Genomic DNA, 20,520 nt, shown 5'->3' on the forward strand with positions numbered 1-20,520 from the left:
CCCGCTCGCTCAGCGGCGGATGGTCGCGAGGTGGTCGGCGATGCGGTCCACCGCGTTGGCGAGCACCTCCGCCGGCGGGAGCGTGACCAGCCGGAAGTGGTCCGTGGTGGGGAAGTTGAAGCCTGTCCCCTGCGTGACCAGCAGCTTCTGCGAGCGCAGCAGCTCGTAGGCGAACTGCTCGTCGTCCTCGACGTCGTACATCTCGGTGTCGAGCCTCGGGAACATGTACAGCGCGCCCTGCGCCTTGACCACGCTGACGCCGTCGATCGCGCTGAGCCCCTCGTAGGCGACGTCCCGCTGCTCGCGCAGACGGCCGCCGGGCAGGAGCAGGTCCTGGATCGACTGGTGCCCGCCGAGCGCGGTGGCCACCACGTGCTGGGCCGGGACGTTGGGGCACAGGCGCATGTTGGAGAGCACGTCCAGCCCCTCGATGAAGCTGGTCGCGTCCTCCTGGGGCCCGTACAGCGCCATCCATCCCGCCCGGAAGCCGGCCACCCGGTAGGCCTTCGAGAGGCCGTTGAAGGTGATGCTCAGCAGGTCCGGCGCGAGCGAGGCGATCGGCACGTGGACCGCGTCGTCGTAGAGGATCTTGTCGTAGATCTCGTCGGCGAGGATCATCAGCCCGTGCCTGCGGGCCACCTCGACGATCTCGCGCAGCACGTGCTCGGGGTACACGGCGCCGGTGGGGTTGTTCGGGTTGATCACCACGATCGCCTTGGTGCGGGGGGTGATCCGGGAGGCGATGTCCTCGACGTCCGGCCACCAGCTCGCCTCCTCGTCGCAGCGGTAGTGCACCGCGCGGCCGCCGGCCAGGGAGACCGAGGCGGTCCACAGCGGGTAGTCGGGCTGCGGGATGAGCACCTCGTCGCCGTCGTCGACGAGCGCCTGGCACACCATCTGGATCAGCTCGGAGACGCCGTTGCCGAGGTAGACGTCGTCCAGCTCGATGCCCGGCATGTTCCGCGTCTGGTAGTACTGCGCGACCGCGCGACGGGCCGAGGGGATCCCCCGGGAGTCCGAGTACCCCTGCGCCGTGGGCAGGTTCTTGATCATGTCGACGAGGATCTCGTCGGGCGCCTCGAAGCCGAAGGGGGCCGGATTGCCGATGTTGAGCTTGAGGATGCTGTGCCCCTCGGCCTCCAGACGGGCTGCCTCGGCGGGGACCGGTCCTCGGATCTCGTAGCACACGTCGCGCAGTTTCGAGGACTGGGTGAAGATCATGAGGGGCTCCTGGCCTGGGGTCGGTGGCCCACAGCGTAGCGTCGCGACGGGTCGCGGTGCGACGGCGCCCGCACTCCGGCCCGCCCTCGCGCTTGACGAAACCATCGCTTTAGTTTCATAGTTTCAGTAACAGTGGTGGCTCCGGCCGCCGCCCACGCCACGATTCCCCCGGAGGCCATCGATGTCCCCCCGTCGGCTCCCCGTCGATCACCCCGTCACCGCACCTCGCCCGGGTGCGACCCAGCGGCTCCATCTCAGCGCCGCCGGCGTCTCCGTGCTGATGGACGTCACCGACGGCCGCGCCCCCGCGATCGTCCACTGGGGCGCGGCCCTCGGCGTGCTCGGCGACGAGGGGATCGACGCCGCCTGCGGGGCTGCCGTCACCCCGGTCGCGAACAACGAGGTCGACGTCCCCTCCCGGGTGGGCATCATCCCCCTGCAGTCCGACGGCTGGATCGGCCGACAGGGGCTCAACGGAGCCCGGCCCGACGGCACCGGCTGGGCGAGCCGCCTGGTCACCCGCGGCATCGCGGTGGACGGCCGGCCGCTGACCGCCGCCCATGCCGAGAGCGGCGCCGCCGCGGCGCGGTTCGACCTCGCCGACGAGCAGCAGGGGCTCGAGGTCGCCCTCGACGTGGAGCTGCTGCCCTCCGGTCTGCTGCGCCTGCGCGCCGCCCTGACGAACACCGGCGGGACGCCCTACGGGCTGGACGAGCTCACCCTCACGGTGCCGGTCCCCGGGGATGCCGAGGAGCTGCTCGACTTCGCCGGGCGCTGGGGCCTGGAGCGCACCGAGCAGCGCCGCGCCTTCACCGTCGGCACCCATCTGCGCGAGAACCGGCGCGGTCGCACCGGCGCGGACTCCGCCCACGTGCTGCACGCCGCGCTGCCCGGCACCGGCTTCCGCTCCGGTCAGGCCTGGGCCGTGCACACCGCCTTCTCCGGCAACCACCGCCATCTCGCCGAGCAGGTGAACACCGGCGCCCGCGTGCTGGGCGGCGGCGAGCTGCTGCTGCCCGGCGAGGTGCTCCTCGCCCCCGGCGAGCAGCACGTCGGCCCCTGGCTCTACGCCTCCTGGGGCGAGGGCCTGGACGCCGTCGCCTCCCGCTTCCATCGCCACCTGCGCTCCCGGCCCCGGCACGTGGACACCCGCCGGCCGGTCACCCTCAACGTCTGGGAGGCGGTGTACTTCGACCACGACCTCGCCCGGCTGACCGCTCTGGCCGACCACGCCGCCGCCCTGGGCGTGGAGCGCTTCGTGCTGGACGACGGCTGGTTCGGCTCGCGCCGCGACGACACCACGGGCCTCGGCGACTGGGTGGTCTCCGCGGAGGCCTGGCCCGACGGCCTGGGCCCGCTGGTCGACCACGTCACGGGCCTGGGCATGGAGTTCGGGCTGTGGTTCGAGCCGGAGATGATCAGCGAGGACTCCGACGTCGCCCGCGCCCACCCCGAATGGTTCATGGCCCCGAGCCCGGACCGCCTCCCCCTGCCCTCGCGGAACCAGCAGGTGCTGAACCTGTCGCTGCCCGCGGCGTACGCGCACGTGCGCGACCAGATGATGGCCGTGCTCGACGCCTACGACATCGGCTACATCAAGTGGGACCACAACCGCGACCTGGTCGAGGCCGCCACCCGAGCGACCGGCCGGGCCGCGGTGCACGAGCAGACCCTGGCGGCCTACCGCCTGATGGACGAGCTCAAGCGGGCACACCCCGGGCTCGAGATCGAGTCCTGCTCCTCGGGCGGAGCCCGCGTGGACCTCGGGGTGCTCGAGCACACCGACCGCGTCTGGGTCTCGGACTGCATCGACCCGCTGGACCGTCAGCAGATGAACCGCTGGACCTCGCAGCTCATCCCCCTCGAGCTCATGGGCAGCCACATCGCCTCGGGCCGCAACCACACCACGGGGCGCCTGCACACCCTCGGCTTCCGCGCCGCCTCCGCGCTCTTCGGGCACCTGGGCATCGAGTGGGACCTCGCCCGCGCCGGCACGGAGGAGCTCGCGGAGCTGCAGGGGTGGATCGCGCTCTTCAAGGAGCAGCGGGAGCTGCTGTTCACCGGCGACCTGGTCCGCGCCGACCGCGGCACGAGCCCGCTGTGGCTGCACGGGGTCGTCTCCCCCGGGCGGGAGGCGGCGCTGTTCACCCTCGCCTCCGTGGGCCGTGCCGGCCAGTCGCAGCCCGAGCGCCTGCGCTTCCCCGGCCTGGACCCCGCCGCCCGCTACCGGGTCCGCCCGGTGCGGATCGGCGAGCGGCCCTCCGGACTGCGCGAGGCGCCCTGGCTGGAGCGCGCCGCCGCGGAGGACGGCGTGGTGGTCCCCGGCGCGGTGCTGCTCCGCGCGGGGCTCGCCGCTCCCCACCTCGATCCCGAGCAGGCCCTGCTGCTGACCCTCGACCGCGAGGACGAGGCGCCCGCCGCCGCGGGCCGCTGACCCCTCCCCCACCCCGACAGGAAGAAGGACCTCATGTCCACCGCGACGACGACGACGCGGTCCGCCCCTGGCCGGCGCCGGCGCAAGGACGACACGAAGCTGGCGCTGCTGTTCATCGCGCCCGCCTCCGTCGGCCTGCTGGTGTTCCTGGTGTGGCCGCTGCTCACCGGCATCTACTACTCCTTCACCGAGTACACGACCCTCACCCCGCCCGTCTGGGTGGGGCTGGAGAACTACCAGCGGATGCTGGCCGATCCGGTGTTCTGGAACTCGCTGAAGGTGACGGTGCTCTACGTCGTCCTCAACATCGGGATCCAGACCGTGGTGGCGCTGCTCATGGCGGTGCTCATGCAGCGCCTGACGCAGTCCACCCTGCTGCGCTCGTTGGTGCTGACCCCGTACCTCGTGTCCAACGTGGTCGCCGCCCTGGTGTTCCTGTGGATCCTCGACACCCAGCTGGGCATCGTCAACATCTTCCTGCAGTGGGTGGGCTTCGATCCGGTGGCCTTCTGGGCCAGCGAGACCTGGGTGATCCCGACCGTCGCGCTGGTCAACGTCTGGCGGCACATGGGCTACACCGCCCTGCTGCTCTTCGCGGGCCTGCAGTCCATCCCCACCTATCTCTACGAGGCGGCCCGCACCGAGGGCGCCGGAGAATGGGCCCAGTTCCGGCGGATCACCCTGCCGCTGCTGCGCCCGATCCTGGCGCTGGTGCTGATCATGTCCATCATCGGCTCCTTCCAGGTGTTCGACACCATCTCGGTGACCACCCAGGGCGGCCCGGCCGACGCCTCGAAGGTGCTGCAGATGTACATCTACGAGAACGCCTTCGGCCAGTACCAGTTCGGCTACGCCTCGGCGCTGTCGGTCGCGCTGCTGCTGATCCTCATGGTCATCACCTTCGCGCAGTACTTCGCCAGCCGCGCCGGACAGTCGGACCTGGACTGAGGGAGAGCAGATCATGACCATCACCGAGCACTCCACCACCACCGATCGCCCGACCGTCCACCGCCCCCGGCGCCCCGTCCCCTGGGGAAGGATCCTCGCCTGGGCCGTCATGGTGATCTTCCTGTTCATCACCCTGTTCCCCTTCTACTGGATGCTGCGCACCGCGCTGTCCAGCAACACCGCGCTGGGCACCGACCCGGGGAGCCTGCTGCCGGTGGGCATCAACCTGGGCGGCTTCGAGCGGGTCTTCGGCCTCCAGGACGTGGAGACCGCGATCTCCCAGGGCGGCTCGGGCGCCTCCATCAACTTCTGGCGCTACCTGCTGAACTCCGTGATCGTGGCGACCACCGTCACCGTGGTCCAGACCTTCTCCTGCGCGATGGCGGCCTACGCCTTCTCCCGCCTGCGCTGGCGCGGACGGGACACGGTGTTCCTCATCTTCCTGGGCTCGCTGATGATCCCGCAGATCTTCACCCTGCTGCCCAACTTCATCCTCATCAAGAACCTGGGCCTGGTGGACACGCTGCTGGGCATCATGCTGCCGACGATGTTCATCTCGAGCTTCGCGATCTTCTTCCTGCGGCAGTTCTTCAACAACATCTCCCGCGAGGTGGAGGAGGCCGCGCTGATCGACGGCGCGAGCAAGGTGCGGGTGTTCTTCACCCTGGTGCTGCCGATGTCCAGCGCCCCGCTGGCCACGCTCGCCCTGCTGACCTACATGACCGCCTGGAACGAGTACTTCTGGTCGCTGATGGTGTCCTACACCGATCAGTCCCGGGTGCTCACGGTGGCGCTCGGCGTCTTCCGCGCCCAGGCGCCCGGCACCGGCCCGGACTGGTCCGGGCTGATGGCCGCGACCCTCGTGGCGGCCGCCCCCATGCTGCTCCTCTTCGCCCTCTTCGCGAAGAAGATCGTCAACTCCATCGGCTTCAGCGGGATCAAGTGAGGTGCCCCAGATGAACTCCCCGATTCCTTCCGCCCTCTCGCGCCGCCGCCTGCTCCAGGGGTCGGCCGCGGCCGCCGCCGGAGCCCTGGGCGCCGGTGCTCTGTCCTCCTGCGGCAGCGATGCCGGAGCCCCCGGCGCCACCGAGATCGACTACTGGCTCTGGGACGCGAACCAGCTGCCCGCGTACTCCGCCGCGATCGACGCCTTCATGGCGGAGAACCCCGATGTCGTCGTCCGCATCACCCAGCTGGGCTGGGACGACTACTGGACGAAGCTCACCGCGAGCTTCGTGGCCGAGGCCGGTCCGGACGCCTTCGCCGATCACCTCGCCCGCTATCCCGAGTTCGTGAGCCTGGGCGTGATCAGCCCGCTGGACGGGCTGGGACCGCTGGACGAGCTGTCCGCGGATCGCTTCCAGGACGGCCTGCAGGAGCTGTGGACCGGCCAGGACGGCAAGCGCTACGGCATCCCCAAGGACTACGACACCATCGCGCTGATGTACGACCGGACGATGCTCGAGGAGGAGGGCCTCTCCCCCGAGGACCTCGAGGACCTGGACTGGAATCCCGAGGACGGCGGCAGTTTCGAGCGCCTGCTCGCGCGGCTGACGATCGACGGCAACGGCGTGCGCGGCGACGAGGAGGGCTTCGACCCCACCGACATCGCCCGCTACGGCCTGGGCGCCGATGCCGGCACCGACTACACCGGTCAGTCGAGCTGGTCCACCTTCGCCCTGGCCACGGGGTGGACGTACACCGACGAGCCCACCTGGGGGCGCCGCTTCAACTACGACGATCCCCGCTTCGCGGCCGCCATGGACTGGTACTTCGGTCTCGTCGACAAGGGCTACTTCCCGCCCTTCGGCACCTTCGGCGACTCCAGCCCGCCCCAGATCCAGCTGCAGTCCGGCACCTCGGCGCTCGCGCTGGCCGGCTCGTGGATGATCACCACCTACGCGAACATGGAGGGCATGGAGCTGGGGATCGCGCCGCTGCCCTCCGGTCCGCTGGGCCATCCGATGTCGATGTTCAACGGGCTCGGGGACTCCATCTCGGCGCAGTCCGAGCACAAGGAGGAGGCCGCGCGGCTGATCGCCTTCCTCGCCTCGGACCAGGCCCAGCAGATCATCGGCGAGCGCGCCCCCTTCTTCCCCTCGACGGACGTGGGGACGGCGGCGGCGATCGAGGCCTACGCGGACTCGGGGCTGGACGTCACCCCGTTCACGGACCGGGTCGAGCGGGGCGAGACCGCCCTGTACCCGCTGGTGGAGAACTCCGCGCAGATCATGACGATCATGCAGTCGGCCTTCGACCAGTGCTGGCTGCGGCAGATCGACGGCGCGGACTTCGCCGCGTACAACGACAGGGTCAACGCCCTGTTCGAGTGACGCTCAGGCGGGGGCGCCGACGAAGTCCTGGATCGCGATCACGGCCGCGCCGCGCGCCCATTCGTCGAAGTCCCCGCCCAGCTCGCGCACCACCAGGTCCCGCTGGGCCGGGGCGACGGCGCCGCGCAGCGTGTCCTCGAAGGTCCCGCCCGCGGCTCGGACCACGTCGAGGGTCTCCCCGCCCACCACCACGGCCTCGGGGTCCAGCAGGGCGACCACGGCCGCCGCGGCCCGGGCGAGGGCCCGGGCGAGGTCGCCGGCGATCCGGCACGCCGCGGGGTCCTCCGCGGCCAGCAGCTCGCGCAGCCTCGGGAGCCCCTCCCCGTCGGCGAGGACCCCGTCCTCCCGGGCCCGGCGCAGCAGGTTCTCCGTCCGCGCGACCTCGCCCACGGGGAGCGGGGTGCCGTCCGGGCGTGCGCCGACGGGCATCGCCTCAGTGATCCCGGCGAGATGGGTGCGCCCGGTGATGACGCGGTCGTCGAAGACGGTGCCGAGGGCGACGCCGGCACCGACGGTGAGCACCGCGAAGGAGCGATAGGCGCGGCCGAGGCCGAACCAGTGCAGGCCCGCGATCATCGCCAGCAGGTCGTTCTCCACCACCACGGGCAGGCGCGTCCGCTCCTCGAGCCGGGCGGCGATCTCCTGCGGCCGCGTCCAGCCCAGCAGGGTGGAGCCGACGACGGTGCGGCGGGAGTCGACCCGGCCGCCGAGGCTCACCCCGACCCCGACCACGTGGGGATGCGCCTCCGCGAGGGTCAGGGCCAGCGTCGAGACGGCCTCGAGGACGACCTCCGGGGCCGTGCCGCGCAGCGGCAGCGTCAGCTCCTCGAGCGCATTGCCGCGCACGGTGGTGACCACGGCGTGGATCTCCTCGGCGGTGACCTTCACGCCGATGAAGCGGGGCCCGTCGTTCTCCTCGATGTCCAGCGGTTCCTGCGGACGCCCCTTCGTGCTGGCCAGGACCTCCAGGGGGTGCAGGCGACCGGCCTCGATCAGCTCCCGGGTCACGCGGGTGACGGTGGGCGCGGACAGCCCCAGCCGCGCGGTGAGCTCGCTGCGGGAGCGCGGGCCGAACCGCAGCAGGTCGCGATAGACCGCGCGCATGCTCTCGCTGCCGAGATCTCGTTCCGCTCTCGCCCCGTCCGCGGCGGTGACGGTGACGGCGCCCTTGTCCCCCTGCATCCTGCGAGCTTATCGGCGCACCGCGGCGGACGCTGAGAACGGCTGGAGCCTCGTCCCGGCATCTGACATGCTTCCCGTGACACGAATCCCGGAGCCCTCCCGCGGCGACGGGGCCGCCCACCGAAGGGGAACCATGAGCGAGAGCACCGCCGCCGACGAGCAGGCGACGATCTACACGGCGTACGAGATCGACTTCATGCTGTCCCTGCGCCCGACGGACAACGGACGGATCACCCGGGAGCAGGTGGGACTGCGCAGCGCCCCCGAGGCCGCGAGCGAGTTCGTCACCGCCGCGGTGACCTCCGGTCTGCGCGCCCGCGGCAAGGTCGAGCGGTCCGAGGACGGGCAGTGGCTGCTGGGCGAGGAGGGGCAGGTCATCGCGACCGCCCTGACCGCCGCCGATCGCTGGCTGGGGATCGCGCTGTCCGAGGGCGAGGCCATGCGGATGGCCTTCCTCATCAAGGCCAACGAGGCCGTGGTGATGCTCACCCAGGACGAGCTCGACTCCTTCGTGGTCTCCGCGCTGCCGGACCCGTCCCACGTGCCGGATTCCGTCTCGGACATCGTCCTGGCCTTCCTCGACGGAGGCAACGAGCGCACCGTCTCGCTGCGCCGCACCGATCTGTCCGCCCCGCAGGACCCCGTCCCGCAGATGTTCCACGTCGAGGCGGACGGCAGCTGGCGGATGGGTCACCTCCCCCTCGACGAGGAGGGCATCCTGCACGTCTCCGACGTCTCCCGCGAGGGCGTGGTCGCGGCGAACCGCCGGCTGTGGGAGGACGGCGCCAGCGAGGCACCGGGCGCCTGAGCATCCCGCCCCGGGCTCACCGCGGCCCGCGGCCGGCCCGCTCCCGACGGTGCAGCTCGGTCCGCAGGGCGCGGACGTCCTGCCCGGAGGGCCGGGACCAGGTCCAGATGTGACGGTCGAAGGCCGGCATCACCACCCGGGTCCCGTCGCGCAGGCGCAGCGCCGCGGTCAGCCAGTGCACGGGATGGACCACCCGGGACTCGACCGCGACCACCTCGCGCCAGGGCACCCGGCGCGCGCGCAGGGGGCCGACGACCAGCAGGTCCCCCTCGGTGATCTCGACCCGGGCGCGGGCCGTCCCCAGGGCCGCGAGCGAGAAGCGGGCGCCCAGCAGTCCCAGCAGGAGAGTCAGGGCGCCCAGCACCAGCATCACCAGCAGGCGTCCGATCCCCGGGGAGTGCCCGGGCGCGACGCCCAGCCAGAGCACGAGCAGGCCGGCCGCGGCGAGCAGCGCCACCCCGAGGCAGAGTGCGGCGACCACCGCGCGCAGCAAGGTGTCCCGCACGGCGGCCGCCGGGAACAGGGCGCGGACGCGGCCGCGGCGGGCCCCGCCCGCCGACTCGGTGCGCCCGGGACGCGGGCCGAGGGCGGCGACCATCCGCTCCACCGTCGCCGAGCTGCGGGAATAGTCGGGCAGGACGGTGCGCGGGCCGGTCTCGGGGCCGGGCCCGACCTGGCGGGGAATCGTCATCCGACCAGCGTAGTGACCCTCTGCTCGGCGGTCGATGGGGCGAACTCCCCGTCCGCGGTGCGCCGGCCCGGCGGCGCGGCGTAGGGTGCCGGACATGTCCTCCTCCGCACCCCGGTACCGTCGGCCCGCGCCGCTGTACGCCTCGGTCGCCGACACGATCCCCGGCGCGCCCGACCCCTCCACCTCCACGGATCTCGCGCACGACAGCGCCCGGGCGCTGCTGGACGGCGTGTTCCACAGCTCCGACCCCGGGGTCGTCGAGCGCGTGGTGCAGCTGGCGGAGAACGACGGGCTGGGAGACCTGACGACGCTCTGGTCGACGTCCCCGGCCACGACCCTCCCCGGCGCCCTGTGGCGGCTGTACGTGCTGCACACCTGGGTCCAGCGCCACGGCGTCGACGTGGTGCACCGCTATCGGGCGGGGTCGCGCACCGTCCCGGGACTGCGCTACCTCTCGGGCTTCGCCGAGCCGCCCGAGGTCGATCAGGTCCGCCGCACGATGGACGACATCCTGCGCGGCGCCTTCACCGGGGATCTCGGGCTGGCCCTGCGCCGCGCCGGCGCGGTCGCCATGGTGATCGCGCACGGCACCGCGCATCTCGCCGACTCCGACGCCGACGAGGAGCGGACCCGCCAGGCCGAGCGCCTGCTGAGCACCGGCGAGGAGCTGACCGCCGCGGGACGCCGCGCCGAGGCGGGCCGCCTGGACTGACGCCCGGAGGGCGCCCCTGCCTTCCCGGGCGCAGCGTGGTCCAGGCCATGTGCAGCGCTCCACGGCTTGCGCGCCCCGGGCGGCCGTGTTCTACGATGAGCGGGCGTCGGGCCGCGGTTGCCCCGGGCTCCAACATTTGCCGCTTCGAGCGGCCTTCGCGCCGACAGGCGCATCCCGGTCCGGCGCACGAGCATCCACGAGCAGGCCGGACCCGACTCTCCACGGGGACCGGGTGTCAGCAGGCGCCGTCGGGCGCGAGGAGGCGGGCTCAGATGGTGCAGTTCCTCTCCCGGCTGTTCCCGCGGCGCACGGAAGGTCCGCTGTACGGACTCTTCGGGGAGCTGGCCGAGCTGCTGGTCCAGGCGGCGGACACCCATTCGAAGCTGCTGGGGCACGGGTACCGCGAGCGCACGCGGATCGTCCCCAAGCTCCATGAGCAGTCCACGGTCGCCGAGGAGCTGAGCCGCCGCATCGCCGAGCGCCTCGCCCAGTCGCTGATCACGCCCTACGAGGCGGAGCTGCTCTACGAGCTCTCCCTGACGATCACGGACACCGTCGACTCGCTCGAGCACACCGCCCAGCTGCTGGTGGCCTCGCGCGTCGGCGCCCTGCCCACGCCGCTGCTGGACGCGGCCAAGGGCATCGAGCGCGCCGCGGAGCTCACCGTGGTCGCCTCCTGGACGCTGCACAGCGTGCGCGATCTCGGGGACTACTACCTGCAGATCCGCAAGCTGAAGCGGCAGGGCGACCGCCTGGTCCGCCAGGCGCTCGGCGAGCTCTACCAGCAGGGCGGATCCTCCCAGGAGATGCTCCCGCTCCACGATGTCTGCGAGTCCGTCGGCCGGACCCTCGCGTTCCAGGAGCGGACGGCGCGGAGCGCGGATCTGCTGCGCGTCAAGGATTCCTGAATGGCCCCGACCATGCTCACCCTGGTGGTGGTCCTCGCCCTGGTGATGGCCTACGTGAACGGCTTCCACGACGCCTCCAACGCCGTCACCACCGCGATCACGACCCGGTCGCTGCGCGAATCCACGGCGCTGTACATGGCCGCCCTCCTCAACCTGCTCGGCGCCCTGCTGGGGACGCTGCTGATCTCGGCGACCGCCCAGTGGGCGCTGTCCCTGATGGGACTGCAGAACCTCGCGGAGGGCACGGCCGGAGCCCCGAACCTGTTCGCCAGCGTCCTCATCGCGGTGATGCTGACGACGATCTTCTGGGAGCTGGTGACCTGGTGGATCGGGATGCCGTCCTCCACCTGGCACGCCTTCCTCTCCGCGACGCTGGGTGCCTCCCTCGCGATCGGCACGGTCGCGGCCTGGGGGAGGCTGGGGACGATCCTCACCATCTCGCTGCTGGGCCCTGTGCTCTCGGCGACCGTCGCCTTCCTCCTGATGCAGGTGGTCAAGTCGGTGATGCGCAGCGACCGGCTGCGGATCGGCCACCTCCGCTTCGCCCAGATGATCTCCGCCGGCGCGGTCGCGACCGGCCATGGGATCGCCGATTCCCGGCTGCCGCTGGCCGTGATCGTGGTGGGGGCCTCCGCCGCGGGCATGGGGTCGACGGCGACGCACGCCATGATGGTCGCCGTCGCGATCGCGATGGGCGCCGGAACCCTCATCGGCGGCCACCGGATCATCCGCACCATCGGCCGGCGGCTGACGGAGCTGACCACCGCCCAGGGCCTGGCCGCGGAGACCTCGGCTGCGTCCACGATGTCCCTGAGCATCTTCGGCCTGGACTCCCCGGTCTCCACCTCCCACTCCCTCGCCTCGAGCGTGGTGGGGGCGGGAGCGGCGATGGGCCCCCGGCACGTCCGCTGGTCCACCGCGCGCACCATGCTCTCCGTCTGGGTGGGCACCCCGCTGGTCTGCGCCGTGATCTGCGCGGCCCTGCTCGGCGTGATGCACGAGCTCAGCCTCGTCTGAGCCGTGCGTGCTCGGAACCGGTTCGGGCTCCACGGAGGATCGGCCCGTATCCTGGGACGAGCCGAATCGCGAAGGAGCCCCGATGTCCGACGGTGAGTCCACGACGCCCGCACCCCGGAAGCGTCCCAGCTACGGGCTGCCGGCCCCCACCACGCCCGCTCCGGGCGGGGGCGGCGCGCCGCAGCAGTGGTCCCCCTCCGGTCAGGAGGCGCCCGGAGGCGACCCCTACGGCGCCCCCGCCCCCGGAGGCGCGCCCACCGGCGGCCCCTTCGGCGGCGGCGAGGTCCCGCAGACCGGCCCGCTCCCCTCGACCGGCCACCTGGGACCCGCGCGACGCCGGCGACGGGGCGTCGTCCCGCTCGTCATCGGCCTGATCCTGCTGGTGATCGTGGGGCCCGTGATGACCATCGGCGGCATCGTCTGGTCGATGAGCTCCCTGGTCCCGGACGCGACCTCGGGCCCCACCGTGATCGACGGCGGCACCGTCGATCTCGAGGTGCCCGCCAACGAGATGCTCATCGTCTACGTCCCGGCCGAGGACGCGGAGGCCGCGCAGTGCACCGCCGAGGGCTCCGGGTCCGGGGACGTCAGCACCGTGCCCAGCTCGAGCACCACGGTCTTCGGCGACGGCTCCGAGTACGTCCAGGTGCTCGGCGTCGCCACCCTGCAGGACACCACGGTGACGATCTCCTGCACGGGCACCGACGGCCCGGCCTATCTCGGGCCCTACAGCCTCCTGAGCATGGCCGGCCCGCTGCTGATCGGCCCGATCATCGGCGTCGTCGCCGGGCTCGTCGGGCTGATCCTGACGATCATCGGCATCGTGCTGCTGGTGCGGTCCCGCCGCGCCTGAGACCGCACCCTCCGGTGCCATCTCAGGAACACGCGGCCCCGCGCTCCCCGCTGACGCCTGACCTACAGTGACGGGGTGACCCCGACCCCGAGGATGGAGTGGTGACCATGCACCCCCGCGCCGGCCAGAAGGCTCTCCCGGAGGATCTCGTCGACGTCGACGCGCTCCTGGACGCGTACTACGACCTCCATCCGGACCCGTCGGACCCCGATCAGGCCGTCGCCTTCGGCACCTCGGGGCATCGCGGCTCCTCGCTGGACGCCCGCTTCACCGAGGACCACATCGCCGCCACCACGCAGGCGATCGTGGAGCACCGCGCGGCACAGGGGATCCGCGGACCGCTGTTCATCGGCCGCGACACCCATGCCCTGTCCCGGCCCGCCTTCGACACCGCGCTGGAGGTGCTGGCCGGCAACGACGTGCCCGCGCTGGTCGATGCGCAGGACGGCTACACGCCCACCCCCGCCCTCTCCCACGCGATCCTGGTCCACAACCGCGGCCGGTCCGCCGACGATCCCGGCCGGGCCGACGGCATCGTCGTCACCCCCAGCCACAACCCGCCCCGCGACGGCGGCTTCAAGTACAACCCCCCGCACGGCGGTCCCGCCGGGTCCGAGGCGACCGGGTGGATCGCCCGGCGCGCCAACGAGCTGCTCGCCGAGGGCCTGAAGGGCGTTCGCCGCCACGGGCGGCAGAAGGCCCTGCAGGACGCCGGCCGCTACGACTATCTCCACACCTACGTCCAGGACCTCCCGAACGTGGTGGACATCGAGGCGATCCGCCGTGCCGGCGTGCGCATCGGGGCGGACCCCCTGGGCGGCGCCGCCGTCGACTACTGGGCGGAGATCGGCGAGATGCACGACCTCGATCTCACCGTGGTCAACCCCGAGGTGGACCCGCAGTGGGGCTTCATGACCCTGGACCGGGACGGGAAGATCCGGATGGACTGCTCGAGCCCGTGGGCGATGGCCTCGCTGCTCGAGAAGCGCCACGAGTACGACATCGCCACCGGCAACGACGCCGACGCCGACCGCCACGGCATCGTCACCCCCGACGGGCTGATGAACCCCAATCACTACCTCGCCACCGCGATCCGCTATCTCTTCGCGCACCGCCCCGACTGGCCGAGCACGGCGAAGGTCGGCAAGACGGTGGTCTCCTCGAGCCTCATCGATCGGGTGGTCGCCTCGCTGGGACGCGAGCTCTTCGAGGTGCCGGTGGGCTTCAAATGGTTCGTGCCGGGGCTGATCGACTCCTCCGTCGGCTTCGGAGGCGAGGAGAGCGCGGGAGCCTCCTTCCTGCGGCGCGACGGCTCGGTGTGGACCACCGACAAGGACGGCATCATCCTCGCGCTGCTGGCCTCGGAGATCCTCGCCGTGACGGGCCGCTCGCCCAGCACGCTGCACCAGGAGCTGGTCGAGGAGTTCGGCCAGAGCGCCTACGCCCGGGTCGACGCCCCCGCGGACCGCACGCAGAAGGCGAAGCTCGCATCGCTCAGCGCGGAGCAGGTCACCGCGACCGAGCTGGCCGGGGAGCCGATCACCGCGGCGATCACCGAGGCACCCGCGGGCGGGGCGCTCGGCGGCCTCAAGGTCTCCACCGACTCGGCCTGGTTCGCGGCGCGCCCCTCGGGGACCGAAGACATCTACAAGATCTACGCCGAGTCGTTCCGCGGCGAGGAGCACCTGGTCCGGGTGCAGGAGGCCGCGAAGGATCTCGTGGACGGCGCGCTCTCCGACGAACCCGCCTGATCCGCGCCGGCGCCGCCCGGAGCAAGGAGCTCCGCGGTCTCGTGGAACGTCGAGGGGACTTCCAGCCTTCGGCATCGGTGCAGGTCGCAAGTAAAGACTGCGTCAAACCGGAGCCTGCTTGATGCAAATCACCCGCGGGTGGCGCCGTCCACACGCCCCTTGTGTCCGCTTTCCCCGACGCGCAGGATGGGAGGGTTGTAAAGGGCCGGTAGGGTAATGTGCTCGGTCGGACCCACCAGAAACGATGCCGGTAAGGACGTCCGCGTCCGCGATCCAGGGAGGGGGACCACGCCTATGCGCCTGCGCTCACGACTGTGCGCCGGGTCCGCCGCCCTCGCCATGACCCTCCCCCTCGCCGTCGCGCCGTCGTTCGCCGAGGCCCCCCAGCCCGATGACGGGACGGTGTCCGAGGACGCCGGGACGCCGTCCGCCGCGGCGCAGGCCTCCGCGCGAATCTCGATCACGAAGCGCCCGCAGGGCGCGACCGGCCCCCCGGAGGCGGCCGATCCGGCGCCGACGACTCCCGCCCGGCCGCCCGAGACCGAGCCGGGGAAGGGCACCGGGAAGGGCAACGGCGCCGCGAACGGCGACGGCGACCGCGACGAGGACCGGGGCGAGCCCGAGCAGGGCGGCGGCGCCGACGTCGAGATCGACGTGAGCATCACTCCCCCGCCGGACGGGGAGGACGACGAGGACGGCACCTCCGCCGAGGATCCGGCCGACGAGGAGCCGGCGGAGGACGACGGGGCCGACGACGAACAGGTCGAAGAGCCCACCGCGGATCCCGAACCCGAAGAACCCACCACGGCCCCCGAGACCGAGGCGCCGGTCGAAGACACCGAATCCGGGAGCGCTCCCTCAGGGGACGGCGAGTCCGGCGAGGCACAGCCCGATGACGGACAGACCGGTCAGGAGTCGGCGACTCCCGAGCCCGACGAGCCCACGGACGTCCCGGACACGGAGAGCCCCACCACGGCCCCGGGCACCGGCGAGGACACCGCCGGCGACGAGCCGCCCGCCCCGGAGCCCGAGAAGCCCACCGAGGACCCGGAGACCGAGGACCCCACCGAGAAGCCCACCGAGGACCCGGAGACCGAGGACCCCACCGAGAAGCCCACCGAGGACCCGGAGACCGAGAAGCCCACGGAGGAGTCCACCGAGACCCCGGAGACTGAGGAGCCGGTGACCGAGGAAGACACCGCGGAGTCCGCGACCGAGCCGGAGGCCGATCAGGACGAGCTCGCTCCCGTGGCCATCCCCGAGGTGCCCGCCTCGCCCGAGCCCCCGTCGCCGGTCATCCCCGAGACGTCCCCTGAGGAGCACTCCCCCGAGGAGCCGGCGACGGAGATCGCCGAGGCGCCGGCGGTGCGGTCCACCGCCGACGAGCCGGCGTCCCGCGCCGAGCCGACGGTTCCTCTCACCGCCTCGGAGGAGACGGCCTCGCAGGAGGGCACCGGCGCGATGCAGCCCAGCGCTCCCCCGCCTCCGGCCGAGCGGGCCTCGACCTCCACCGCGAGCGAGGGCGGGCCCGTGGTCCGCCTCTTCAACGCGTTCAACGACGATTCGTCCTCCGCCTTCGGGCAGATGCGTCAGGTCCTCTGGGTCGCTCTCGGCATCGGCTTCCTGACCACCGCCGGGTTCGTCGGCGCCACCTGGTTCAGCCGGCGCGGACCCGGGCCCGGCGCCTGAGCCCCGTCCGGATCAGCGCTCGGCCAGCAGCTCCTCCACCCGCGCGATGATCGCGGGGACGCTGCGCTGCATCTCCTGGATCGTCCGGTCGAACGCCGCCTGCCCCTCGTACCAGGGGTCCTCCACCGCGATCTCCGTCTCCGGTGTCTCCGGGGCGATCGCGGGATCGAAGCGGCGCCACATCGTGATCTCCGGCGGCGCCGATCCCCTCGGCGCCTGCTGCGCCATCCTGCGCAGGGACTGCGCCTGCGCGGAGGTCATCGGCAGCGCCAGGTCCCAGGCCAGCAGCTCGGTGAGGTGGATCGTGCGGGCCGTGTGCTCGAAGGGGCGCACGAAGCCCGCATGCTCGAGGGCGAGCTCGGTGCGGTCGTCCATCGGCATCCCCTCCGCCTCCCAGCTGGTCCCGGCGGATCCCACCTCGACCCGGTCCGCGAGGCCGGCGCGTCCGATCGCCTCCCGCAGCATCACGGCAGCGGCCGGCGAGCGACAGACGTTGCCCGTGCAGACGGTGAGCAGGCGAAGGGTCGACATGACCCCATTGTGTCAACGTCGGAGCGGTGGGAGCACCGACTCGCCCGGACCCGTACAATGCTCGCGGGAGTGCATGCGATGCCCGGGGGCAGCCCGCGATCACCATCTCCAGGGCTTGATCGCCCGTGACCACGCAACGACGGCTCAGGAGGACACCCATGGCCGACATCATCCGCGCCCACGACGACGACTGGTCGCTCGTGCGCGAGATCCGTCTGAGGTCCCTCAGCACGGACCCTGCCGCCTTCGGGCAGACCTGGGAGAGGGAATCGACCTACGAGGACTCGGTCTGGAAGGATCGCGTCCGGGACGCCGCCTGGTTCCTGGCGCTCGAGTCCGGGCAGCCGGTCGCCGTGGTCGCCGCACGCCACGAGGAGGACTCCCCCGCCAACGAGCGCGAGCTCCAGGCCATGTGGACCACCCCCACCTCTCGTCACGGCGGGCTCGCGCAGCGACTCGCCGAGGCCGTGATCGAGTGGGCCCGCGAGGACGGCGCCGACACCGTCACGCTGTACGTCGGCCCCAAGAACAGCAGCGCGAAGTCCCTCTACGAGAGCCTCGGCTTCGTCGACACCGGCGATCGCTGGGAGGTCGTCGAGGACGATCCCGACGGCGCCTGGCTCAAGATGTCGCGCTCCGTCTGACGCCCGGTGAAGGCGCCCTCGTCCCTGCCGTCCCCCCGCACGGTGCTGCGTGCGGTCGGGTCGCGAGCGGGGCGGGACCGCCCGCACTGGGCGGCCCGGCTCGAGGACCTCAAGAACAGCACCGTCGGCGCCGCGCTGCGCCGGATGGGCTGGCAGCCGCGCCTGCAGCCCTTCCACGGCTACGGCTCCTCCGACCACGTTCGCGTGCTGGCCAAGGTCCTGTACGCCTCCCCGGGGACACCCGCGAGCTTCCACGACCAGCCGGTCCATGACATGCGCACCATGGCGGTGCGCGGCTGGCGCAGCTTCGCGAGCCAGGTGGTGCCCCGCGCCACGGTCCATGTCCTGCTGGGCGACCGCGAGTTCACGGTGCGAGCGGATCGCTCCGGCATCGTCGACGCGTCGCTCGAGGTGGCCCTCTGCCCCGGCCGGCACGAGGTGCTGCTGTGGACGGCACCCGGCAACGAGGTCACCGCCGAGATCACGGTGGTCGACCCCGAGGCGGAGGTCGGGCTGGTCAGCGACATCGACGACACCGTCATGGTCACCTGGCTGCCCCGCCCGCTGCTGGCCTTCTGGAACGCCTTCGTCATCCACCAGTCCTCACGACGCGTGGTGCCCGGCATGGCGATGCTCTACCAGCGCCTCGCGCGCGAGCACCCGCACCTGCCGGTGGTGTACCTCTCCACCGGTGCCTGGAACGTGTTCCCCGTGCTCAAGCGCTTCCTGTACAAGAACGGGTATCCCGACGGGCCCCTGCTGCTCACCGACTGGGGCCCCACCCACACCGGCTTCTTCCGCTCGGGACCCGAGCACAAGCTGCACTCCCTCGAACAGCTCGCCGCGACCTACCCCCGGATGCGCTGGATCCTCATCGGGGACGACGGGCAGCACGACCCCTCGATCTACGCGGAGTTCGCGGCCCGCCACCCCGAGCTCGTCGAGATGGTGCTGATCCGGCAGCTCACCGAACCCGAGCAGCTGCTCGCCCACGGCACCCGGCGCCCCCTCGAGGGCTCGGAGCAGGCCGCGGGCGCTCCGCTCACCCTCACCGCCCCCGGCGGGCACGGACTGCTCGCCGCCCTCGAACGCACCGGAGAGATCACGGCATGACCGCACAGCAGACCCCGGCTCCCCGCTCCCCGGAGGAGGTGCTGCTGCGCCCCGCCCGCCAGGACGACGTCCCCGCGATCGTCGCGCTGGTGCAGGCGGCCTACCGCGGCGAGGGCGGATGGACCACCGAGGCGCATCTGGTGGACGGGGCACGCACGGACGAGGGCGAGGTCGCCGCGATGCTCGTCGACGACACGGTGACCCTGCTGGTCGCCGAGCTCGACGGGACCGTGCGCGGATGCTGCTACACCCACCGGGAGCCGGTCAGCGCCGACGGCACCACCCGCGCCGAGCTCGGACTGTTCGCCGTGCACCCGGCCGCGCAGTCCCGCGGCCTGGGCGCGCGCCTGCTCGAGGCCCAGGCCGCGCACCTGGGCGGCATCGGTGTCGACGTGCTCATGATCCGGGTGCTGCAGTCGCGGCCCGAGCTGCATGCCTGGTACGAGCGCCACGGCTTCGCCCCCACCGGCCAGCGGGTCCCCTTCGCCGGGAGCGCGGAGGCGCTGAAGGTCGCCGAGCTCGGGATGGACGTCATGGAGCGCCCCCTGACCGCCGCCCCCTGACGCGCGGGATGCCGGCGGGCCGACGGGGCTAGTCTCGTGCCATGAGCGACGACGCCTTCACCCCCGCCCCTGATCGCTACGACCACACCCCGTACCGTCGGGCCGGCCGCTCCGGCCTGCAGCTGCCCCCGATCTCGCTGGGCTTCTGGCAGAACTTCGGCGAGGACCGCGATCCGCAGTCGCTGCGGGCGATCGTGCGCCGCGCCTTCGATCTCGGCGTCAACCACTTCGACCTGGCCAACAACTACGGACCGCCGCCCGGCAGCGCGGAGACCCACCTCGGCCGCATCCTCGCGCGGGACTTCGCACGCCACCGCGGCGAGCTGGTGATCTCCACCAAGGCCGGGTACCGCATGTGGGACGGCCCCTTCGGCGACGGCGGCTCCCGCAAGTACCTGCTCGACTCGCTGGACCAGTCCCTGGCCCGCCTGGGCCTGGATCATGTCGACGTCTTCTACCACCACCGCGAGGACCCGGACACCCCGCTCGAGGAGACCATGGGCGCCCTCGCGCAGGCCGTCCGCAGCGGCCGGGCGCTGTACGCGGGGGTCTCGAACTACTCCCCCGAGCGGACCCGGCAGGCCGCCGCCCTCCTCGCCGACCTCGGCACCCCGCTGGTCCTCCACCAGCCCTCGTACTCGATGTTCAACCGGCACGTCGAGGACGGCCTGCTGGCGACCGTCGACGAGCTCGGCGTGGGCGTGGCCGCCTTCTCCCCGCTGCAGCAGGGACTGCTGACCAACCGATACATGTCCGGCGTCCCGCAGGCCTCCCGCGCGGCGGGCTCCTCGACCTCGCTCAGCGAGCGGCAGGTCACCGATCCGGACTACCAGAAGCGGGTGCGGGCCCTGTCCGAGATCGCCCACGAGCGCGGGCAGAGCCTCGCCCAGCTCGCGCTCGCCTGGGTGCTGCGGAACCCGCAGGTCACCACCGCGCTGGTGGGTGCCTCCTCGGTCCGCCAGCTCGAGCAGAACATCGAGACCCTGCAGAACCTCGCCTTCGCCGACGAGGAGCTCGCCCGCATCGACGAGCACGCCGTCGACGGCACCGGCCGCTGAACGCCCGCGGGCGGGCACCGACCGCTGTGGTCGATGCCCGCCCGCGACGTCGTCGGCCCCGCGG

19 protein-coding genes are annotated in these 20,520 nt (G+C 72.3%); 15 read left to right on the plus strand and 4 right to left on the minus strand.

From position 1 onward, the window contains the following. Nucleotides 1-9: 9 nt before the first annotated feature. Complete coding sequence (locus CXH06_RS10300) at nt 10-1,221, minus strand: pyridoxal phosphate-dependent aminotransferase (RefSeq protein ID WP_114855099.1); 1,212 nt, start codon at nt 1,219-1,221, stop codon at nt 10-12. A 181-nt stretch (nt 1,222-1,402) separates the two neighbouring features. Here CXH06_RS10300 and CXH06_RS10305 point away from each other — a divergent pair, with 181 nt between their 5' ends. From CXH06_RS10305 to CXH06_RS10320, 4 genes are read left to right on the plus strand one after another with little or no spacing between them, the layout of a single operon-like run. Further along, the gene (locus CXH06_RS10305; RefSeq protein WP_114855100.1) at nt 1,403-3,655 is read left to right on the plus strand and encodes an alpha-galactosidase; all 2,253 of its coding nucleotides are present in this window, start codon (nt 1,403-1,405) and stop codon (nt 3,653-3,655) included. Nucleotides 3,656-3,688: 33 nt separating this feature from the next. Further along, entirely contained in the window at nt 3,689-4,603 is a 915-nt protein-coding gene (locus CXH06_RS10310) for a carbohydrate ABC transporter permease (protein ID WP_114855101.1), read from the plus strand. Between the two features lie 13 nt (nt 4,604-4,616). Then, entirely contained in the window at nt 4,617-5,549 is a 933-nt protein-coding gene (locus CXH06_RS10315; RefSeq protein WP_114855102.1) for a carbohydrate ABC transporter permease, read from the plus strand. A 10-nt stretch (nt 5,550-5,559) separates the two neighbouring features. After that, complete coding sequence (locus CXH06_RS10320) at nt 5,560-6,936, plus strand: sugar ABC transporter substrate-binding protein (protein ID WP_114855103.1); 1,377 nt, start codon at nt 5,560-5,562, stop codon at nt 6,934-6,936. Nucleotides 6,937-6,939: 3 nt separating this feature from the next. On the opposite strand, the gene CXH06_RS10325 is transcribed toward CXH06_RS10320, so the two are convergent. Further along, nucleotides 6,940-8,118: an ROK family transcriptional regulator gene (locus tag CXH06_RS10325; protein WP_114855104.1), complete on the minus strand. Its 1,179-nt coding sequence runs from the start codon at nt 8,116-8,118 to the stop codon at nt 6,940-6,942. 133 nt (nt 8,119-8,251) lie between these two features. On the opposite strand from CXH06_RS10325, the gene CXH06_RS10330 reads away from it, so the two are divergent. Further along, complete coding sequence (locus CXH06_RS10330) at nt 8,252-8,926, plus strand: hypothetical protein (protein WP_114855105.1); 675 nt, start codon at nt 8,252-8,254, stop codon at nt 8,924-8,926. Between the two features lie 16 nt (nt 8,927-8,942). Here the strand turns inward: CXH06_RS10330 and CXH06_RS10335 are convergent, their stop codons facing one another. Continuing rightward, on the minus strand, nt 8,943-9,617 hold the full coding sequence (locus tag CXH06_RS10335) for a PH domain-containing protein (RefSeq protein ID WP_114855106.1): 675 nt from the start codon (nt 9,615-9,617) through the stop codon (nt 8,943-8,945). A 94-nt stretch (nt 9,618-9,711) separates the two neighbouring features. Between CXH06_RS10335 and CXH06_RS10340 the strand changes: the two genes are divergently transcribed. The 6 genes from CXH06_RS10340 to CXH06_RS10365 all read left to right on the plus strand — a co-directional run bounded on the left by CXH06_RS10340 (nt 9,712) and on the right by CXH06_RS10365 (nt 16,547). Next, nucleotides 9,712-10,329, plus strand: a complete 618-nt coding sequence (locus CXH06_RS10340; RefSeq protein ID WP_114855107.1) for a hypothetical protein — start codon at nt 9,712-9,714, stop codon at nt 10,327-10,329. A gap of 272 nt (nt 10,330-10,601) precedes the next feature. Beyond that, nucleotides 10,602-11,237 carry a DUF47 domain-containing protein gene (locus tag CXH06_RS10345; protein ID WP_114855108.1) on the plus strand — a complete coding sequence of 212 codons (636 nt, stop codon included), beginning with the start codon at nt 10,602-10,604 and terminating at the stop codon, nt 11,235-11,237. Then, nucleotides 11,238-12,254: an inorganic phosphate transporter gene (locus CXH06_RS10350; RefSeq protein WP_114855109.1), complete on the plus strand. Its 1,017-nt coding sequence runs from the start codon at nt 11,238-11,240 to the stop codon at nt 12,252-12,254. 82 nt (nt 12,255-12,336) lie between these two features. Then, on the plus strand, nt 12,337-13,107 hold the full coding sequence (locus CXH06_RS10355; RefSeq protein WP_114855110.1) for a hypothetical protein: 771 nt from the start codon (nt 12,337-12,339) through the stop codon (nt 13,105-13,107). 107 nt (nt 13,108-13,214) lie between these two features. Next, a complete protein-coding gene (pgm, locus tag CXH06_RS10360) occupies nt 13,215-14,858 on the plus strand; it encodes a phosphoglucomutase (alpha-D-glucose-1,6-bisphosphate-dependent) (protein WP_114855185.1) in 1,644 nt (547 codons plus the stop codon). Between the two features lie 294 nt (nt 14,859-15,152). Continuing rightward, entirely contained in the window at nt 15,153-16,547 is a 1,395-nt protein-coding gene (locus CXH06_RS10365) for a hypothetical protein (RefSeq protein WP_114855111.1), read from the plus strand. A gap of 12 nt (nt 16,548-16,559) precedes the next feature. On the opposite strand, the gene CXH06_RS10370 is transcribed toward CXH06_RS10365, so the two are convergent. Then, nucleotides 16,560-17,078: a protein tyrosine phosphatase gene (locus CXH06_RS10370; protein ID WP_114855112.1), complete on the minus strand. Its 519-nt coding sequence runs from the start codon at nt 17,076-17,078 to the stop codon at nt 16,560-16,562. Between the two features lie 158 nt (nt 17,079-17,236). Between CXH06_RS10370 and CXH06_RS10375 the strand changes: the two genes are divergently transcribed. Genes CXH06_RS10375 through CXH06_RS10390 form a run of 4 tightly spaced genes read left to right on the plus strand, consistent with a single transcriptional unit; the run spans nt 17,237 to nt 20,456 of the window. Continuing rightward, on the plus strand, nt 17,237-17,722 hold the full coding sequence (locus tag CXH06_RS10375) for a GNAT family N-acetyltransferase (RefSeq protein ID WP_114855113.1): 486 nt from the start codon (nt 17,237-17,239) through the stop codon (nt 17,720-17,722). 42 nt (nt 17,723-17,764) lie between these two features. After that, entirely contained in the window at nt 17,765-18,835 is a 1,071-nt protein-coding gene (locus CXH06_RS10380) for an App1 family protein (RefSeq protein ID WP_232820305.1), read from the plus strand. Further along, nucleotides 18,832-19,398, plus strand: a complete 567-nt coding sequence (locus tag CXH06_RS10385; RefSeq protein WP_114855115.1) for a GNAT family N-acetyltransferase — start codon at nt 18,832-18,834, stop codon at nt 19,396-19,398. The genes CXH06_RS10380 and CXH06_RS10385 overlap by 4 nt, the downstream gene beginning before the upstream one ends. A 41-nt stretch (nt 19,399-19,439) precedes the next feature. Then, complete coding sequence (locus CXH06_RS10390) at nt 19,440-20,456, plus strand: aldo/keto reductase (RefSeq protein WP_114855116.1); 1,017 nt, start codon at nt 19,440-19,442, stop codon at nt 20,454-20,456. Nucleotides 20,457-20,520: the final 64 nt, after the last annotated feature.

Origin of the sequence: Brachybacterium sp. YJGR34 (assembly GCF_003347015.1) — a bacterium.
GTDB lineage: Bacteria > Actinomycetota > Actinomycetes > Actinomycetales > Dermabacteraceae > Brachybacterium.

Bases quoted from the DNA above. Each gene is read 5' to 3' on its own strand.
- CXH06_RS10310 (WP_114855101.1), top strand. From the start codon at position 3,689: ATGTCCACCGCGACGACGACGACGCGGTCCGCCCCTGGCCGGCGCCGG.
- pgm (WP_114855185.1), top strand. From the start codon at position 13,215: ATGCACCCCCGCGCCGGCCAGAAGGCTCTCCCGGAGGATCTCGTCGAC.
- CXH06_RS10385 (WP_114855115.1), top strand. From the start codon at position 18,832: ATGACCGCACAGCAGACCCCGGCTCCCCGCTCCCCGGAGGAGGTGCTG.
- CXH06_RS10375 (WP_114855113.1), top strand. From the start codon at position 17,237: ATGGCCGACATCATCCGCGCCCACGACGACGACTGGTCGCTCGTGCGC.
- CXH06_RS10305 (WP_114855100.1), top strand. From the start codon at position 1,403: ATGTCCCCCCGTCGGCTCCCCGTCGATCACCCCGTCACCGCACCTCGC.
- CXH06_RS10355 (WP_114855110.1), top strand. From the start codon at position 12,337: ATGTCCGACGGTGAGTCCACGACGCCCGCACCCCGGAAGCGTCCCAGC.
- CXH06_RS10365 (WP_114855111.1), top strand. From the start codon at position 15,153: ATGCGCCTGCGCTCACGACTGTGCGCCGGGTCCGCCGCCCTCGCCATG.
- CXH06_RS10390 (WP_114855116.1), top strand. From the start codon at position 19,440: ATGAGCGACGACGCCTTCACCCCCGCCCCTGATCGCTACGACCACACC.
- CXH06_RS10325 (WP_114855104.1), bottom strand. From the start codon at position 8,118: ATGCAGGGGGACAAGGGCGCCGTCACCGTCACCGCCGCGGACGGGGCG.
- CXH06_RS10340 (WP_114855107.1), top strand. From the start codon at position 9,712: ATGTCCTCCTCCGCACCCCGGTACCGTCGGCCCGCGCCGCTGTACGCC.
- CXH06_RS10345 (WP_114855108.1), top strand. From the start codon at position 10,602: ATGGTGCAGTTCCTCTCCCGGCTGTTCCCGCGGCGCACGGAAGGTCCG.
- CXH06_RS10300 (WP_114855099.1), bottom strand. From the start codon at position 1,221: ATGATCTTCACCCAGTCCTCGAAACTGCGCGACGTGTGCTACGAGATC.
- CXH06_RS10320 (WP_114855103.1), top strand. From the start codon at position 5,560: ATGAACTCCCCGATTCCTTCCGCCCTCTCGCGCCGCCGCCTGCTCCAG.
- CXH06_RS10335 (WP_114855106.1), bottom strand. From the start codon at position 9,617: ATGACGATTCCCCGCCAGGTCGGGCCCGGCCCCGAGACCGGCCCGCGC.
- CXH06_RS10330 (WP_114855105.1), top strand. From the start codon at position 8,252: ATGAGCGAGAGCACCGCCGCCGACGAGCAGGCGACGATCTACACGGCG.
- CXH06_RS10315 (WP_114855102.1), top strand. From the start codon at position 4,617: ATGACCATCACCGAGCACTCCACCACCACCGATCGCCCGACCGTCCAC.
- CXH06_RS10350 (WP_114855109.1), top strand. From the start codon at position 11,238: ATGGCCCCGACCATGCTCACCCTGGTGGTGGTCCTCGCCCTGGTGATG.
- CXH06_RS10370 (WP_114855112.1), bottom strand. From the start codon at position 17,078: ATGTCGACCCTTCGCCTGCTCACCGTCTGCACGGGCAACGTCTGTCGC.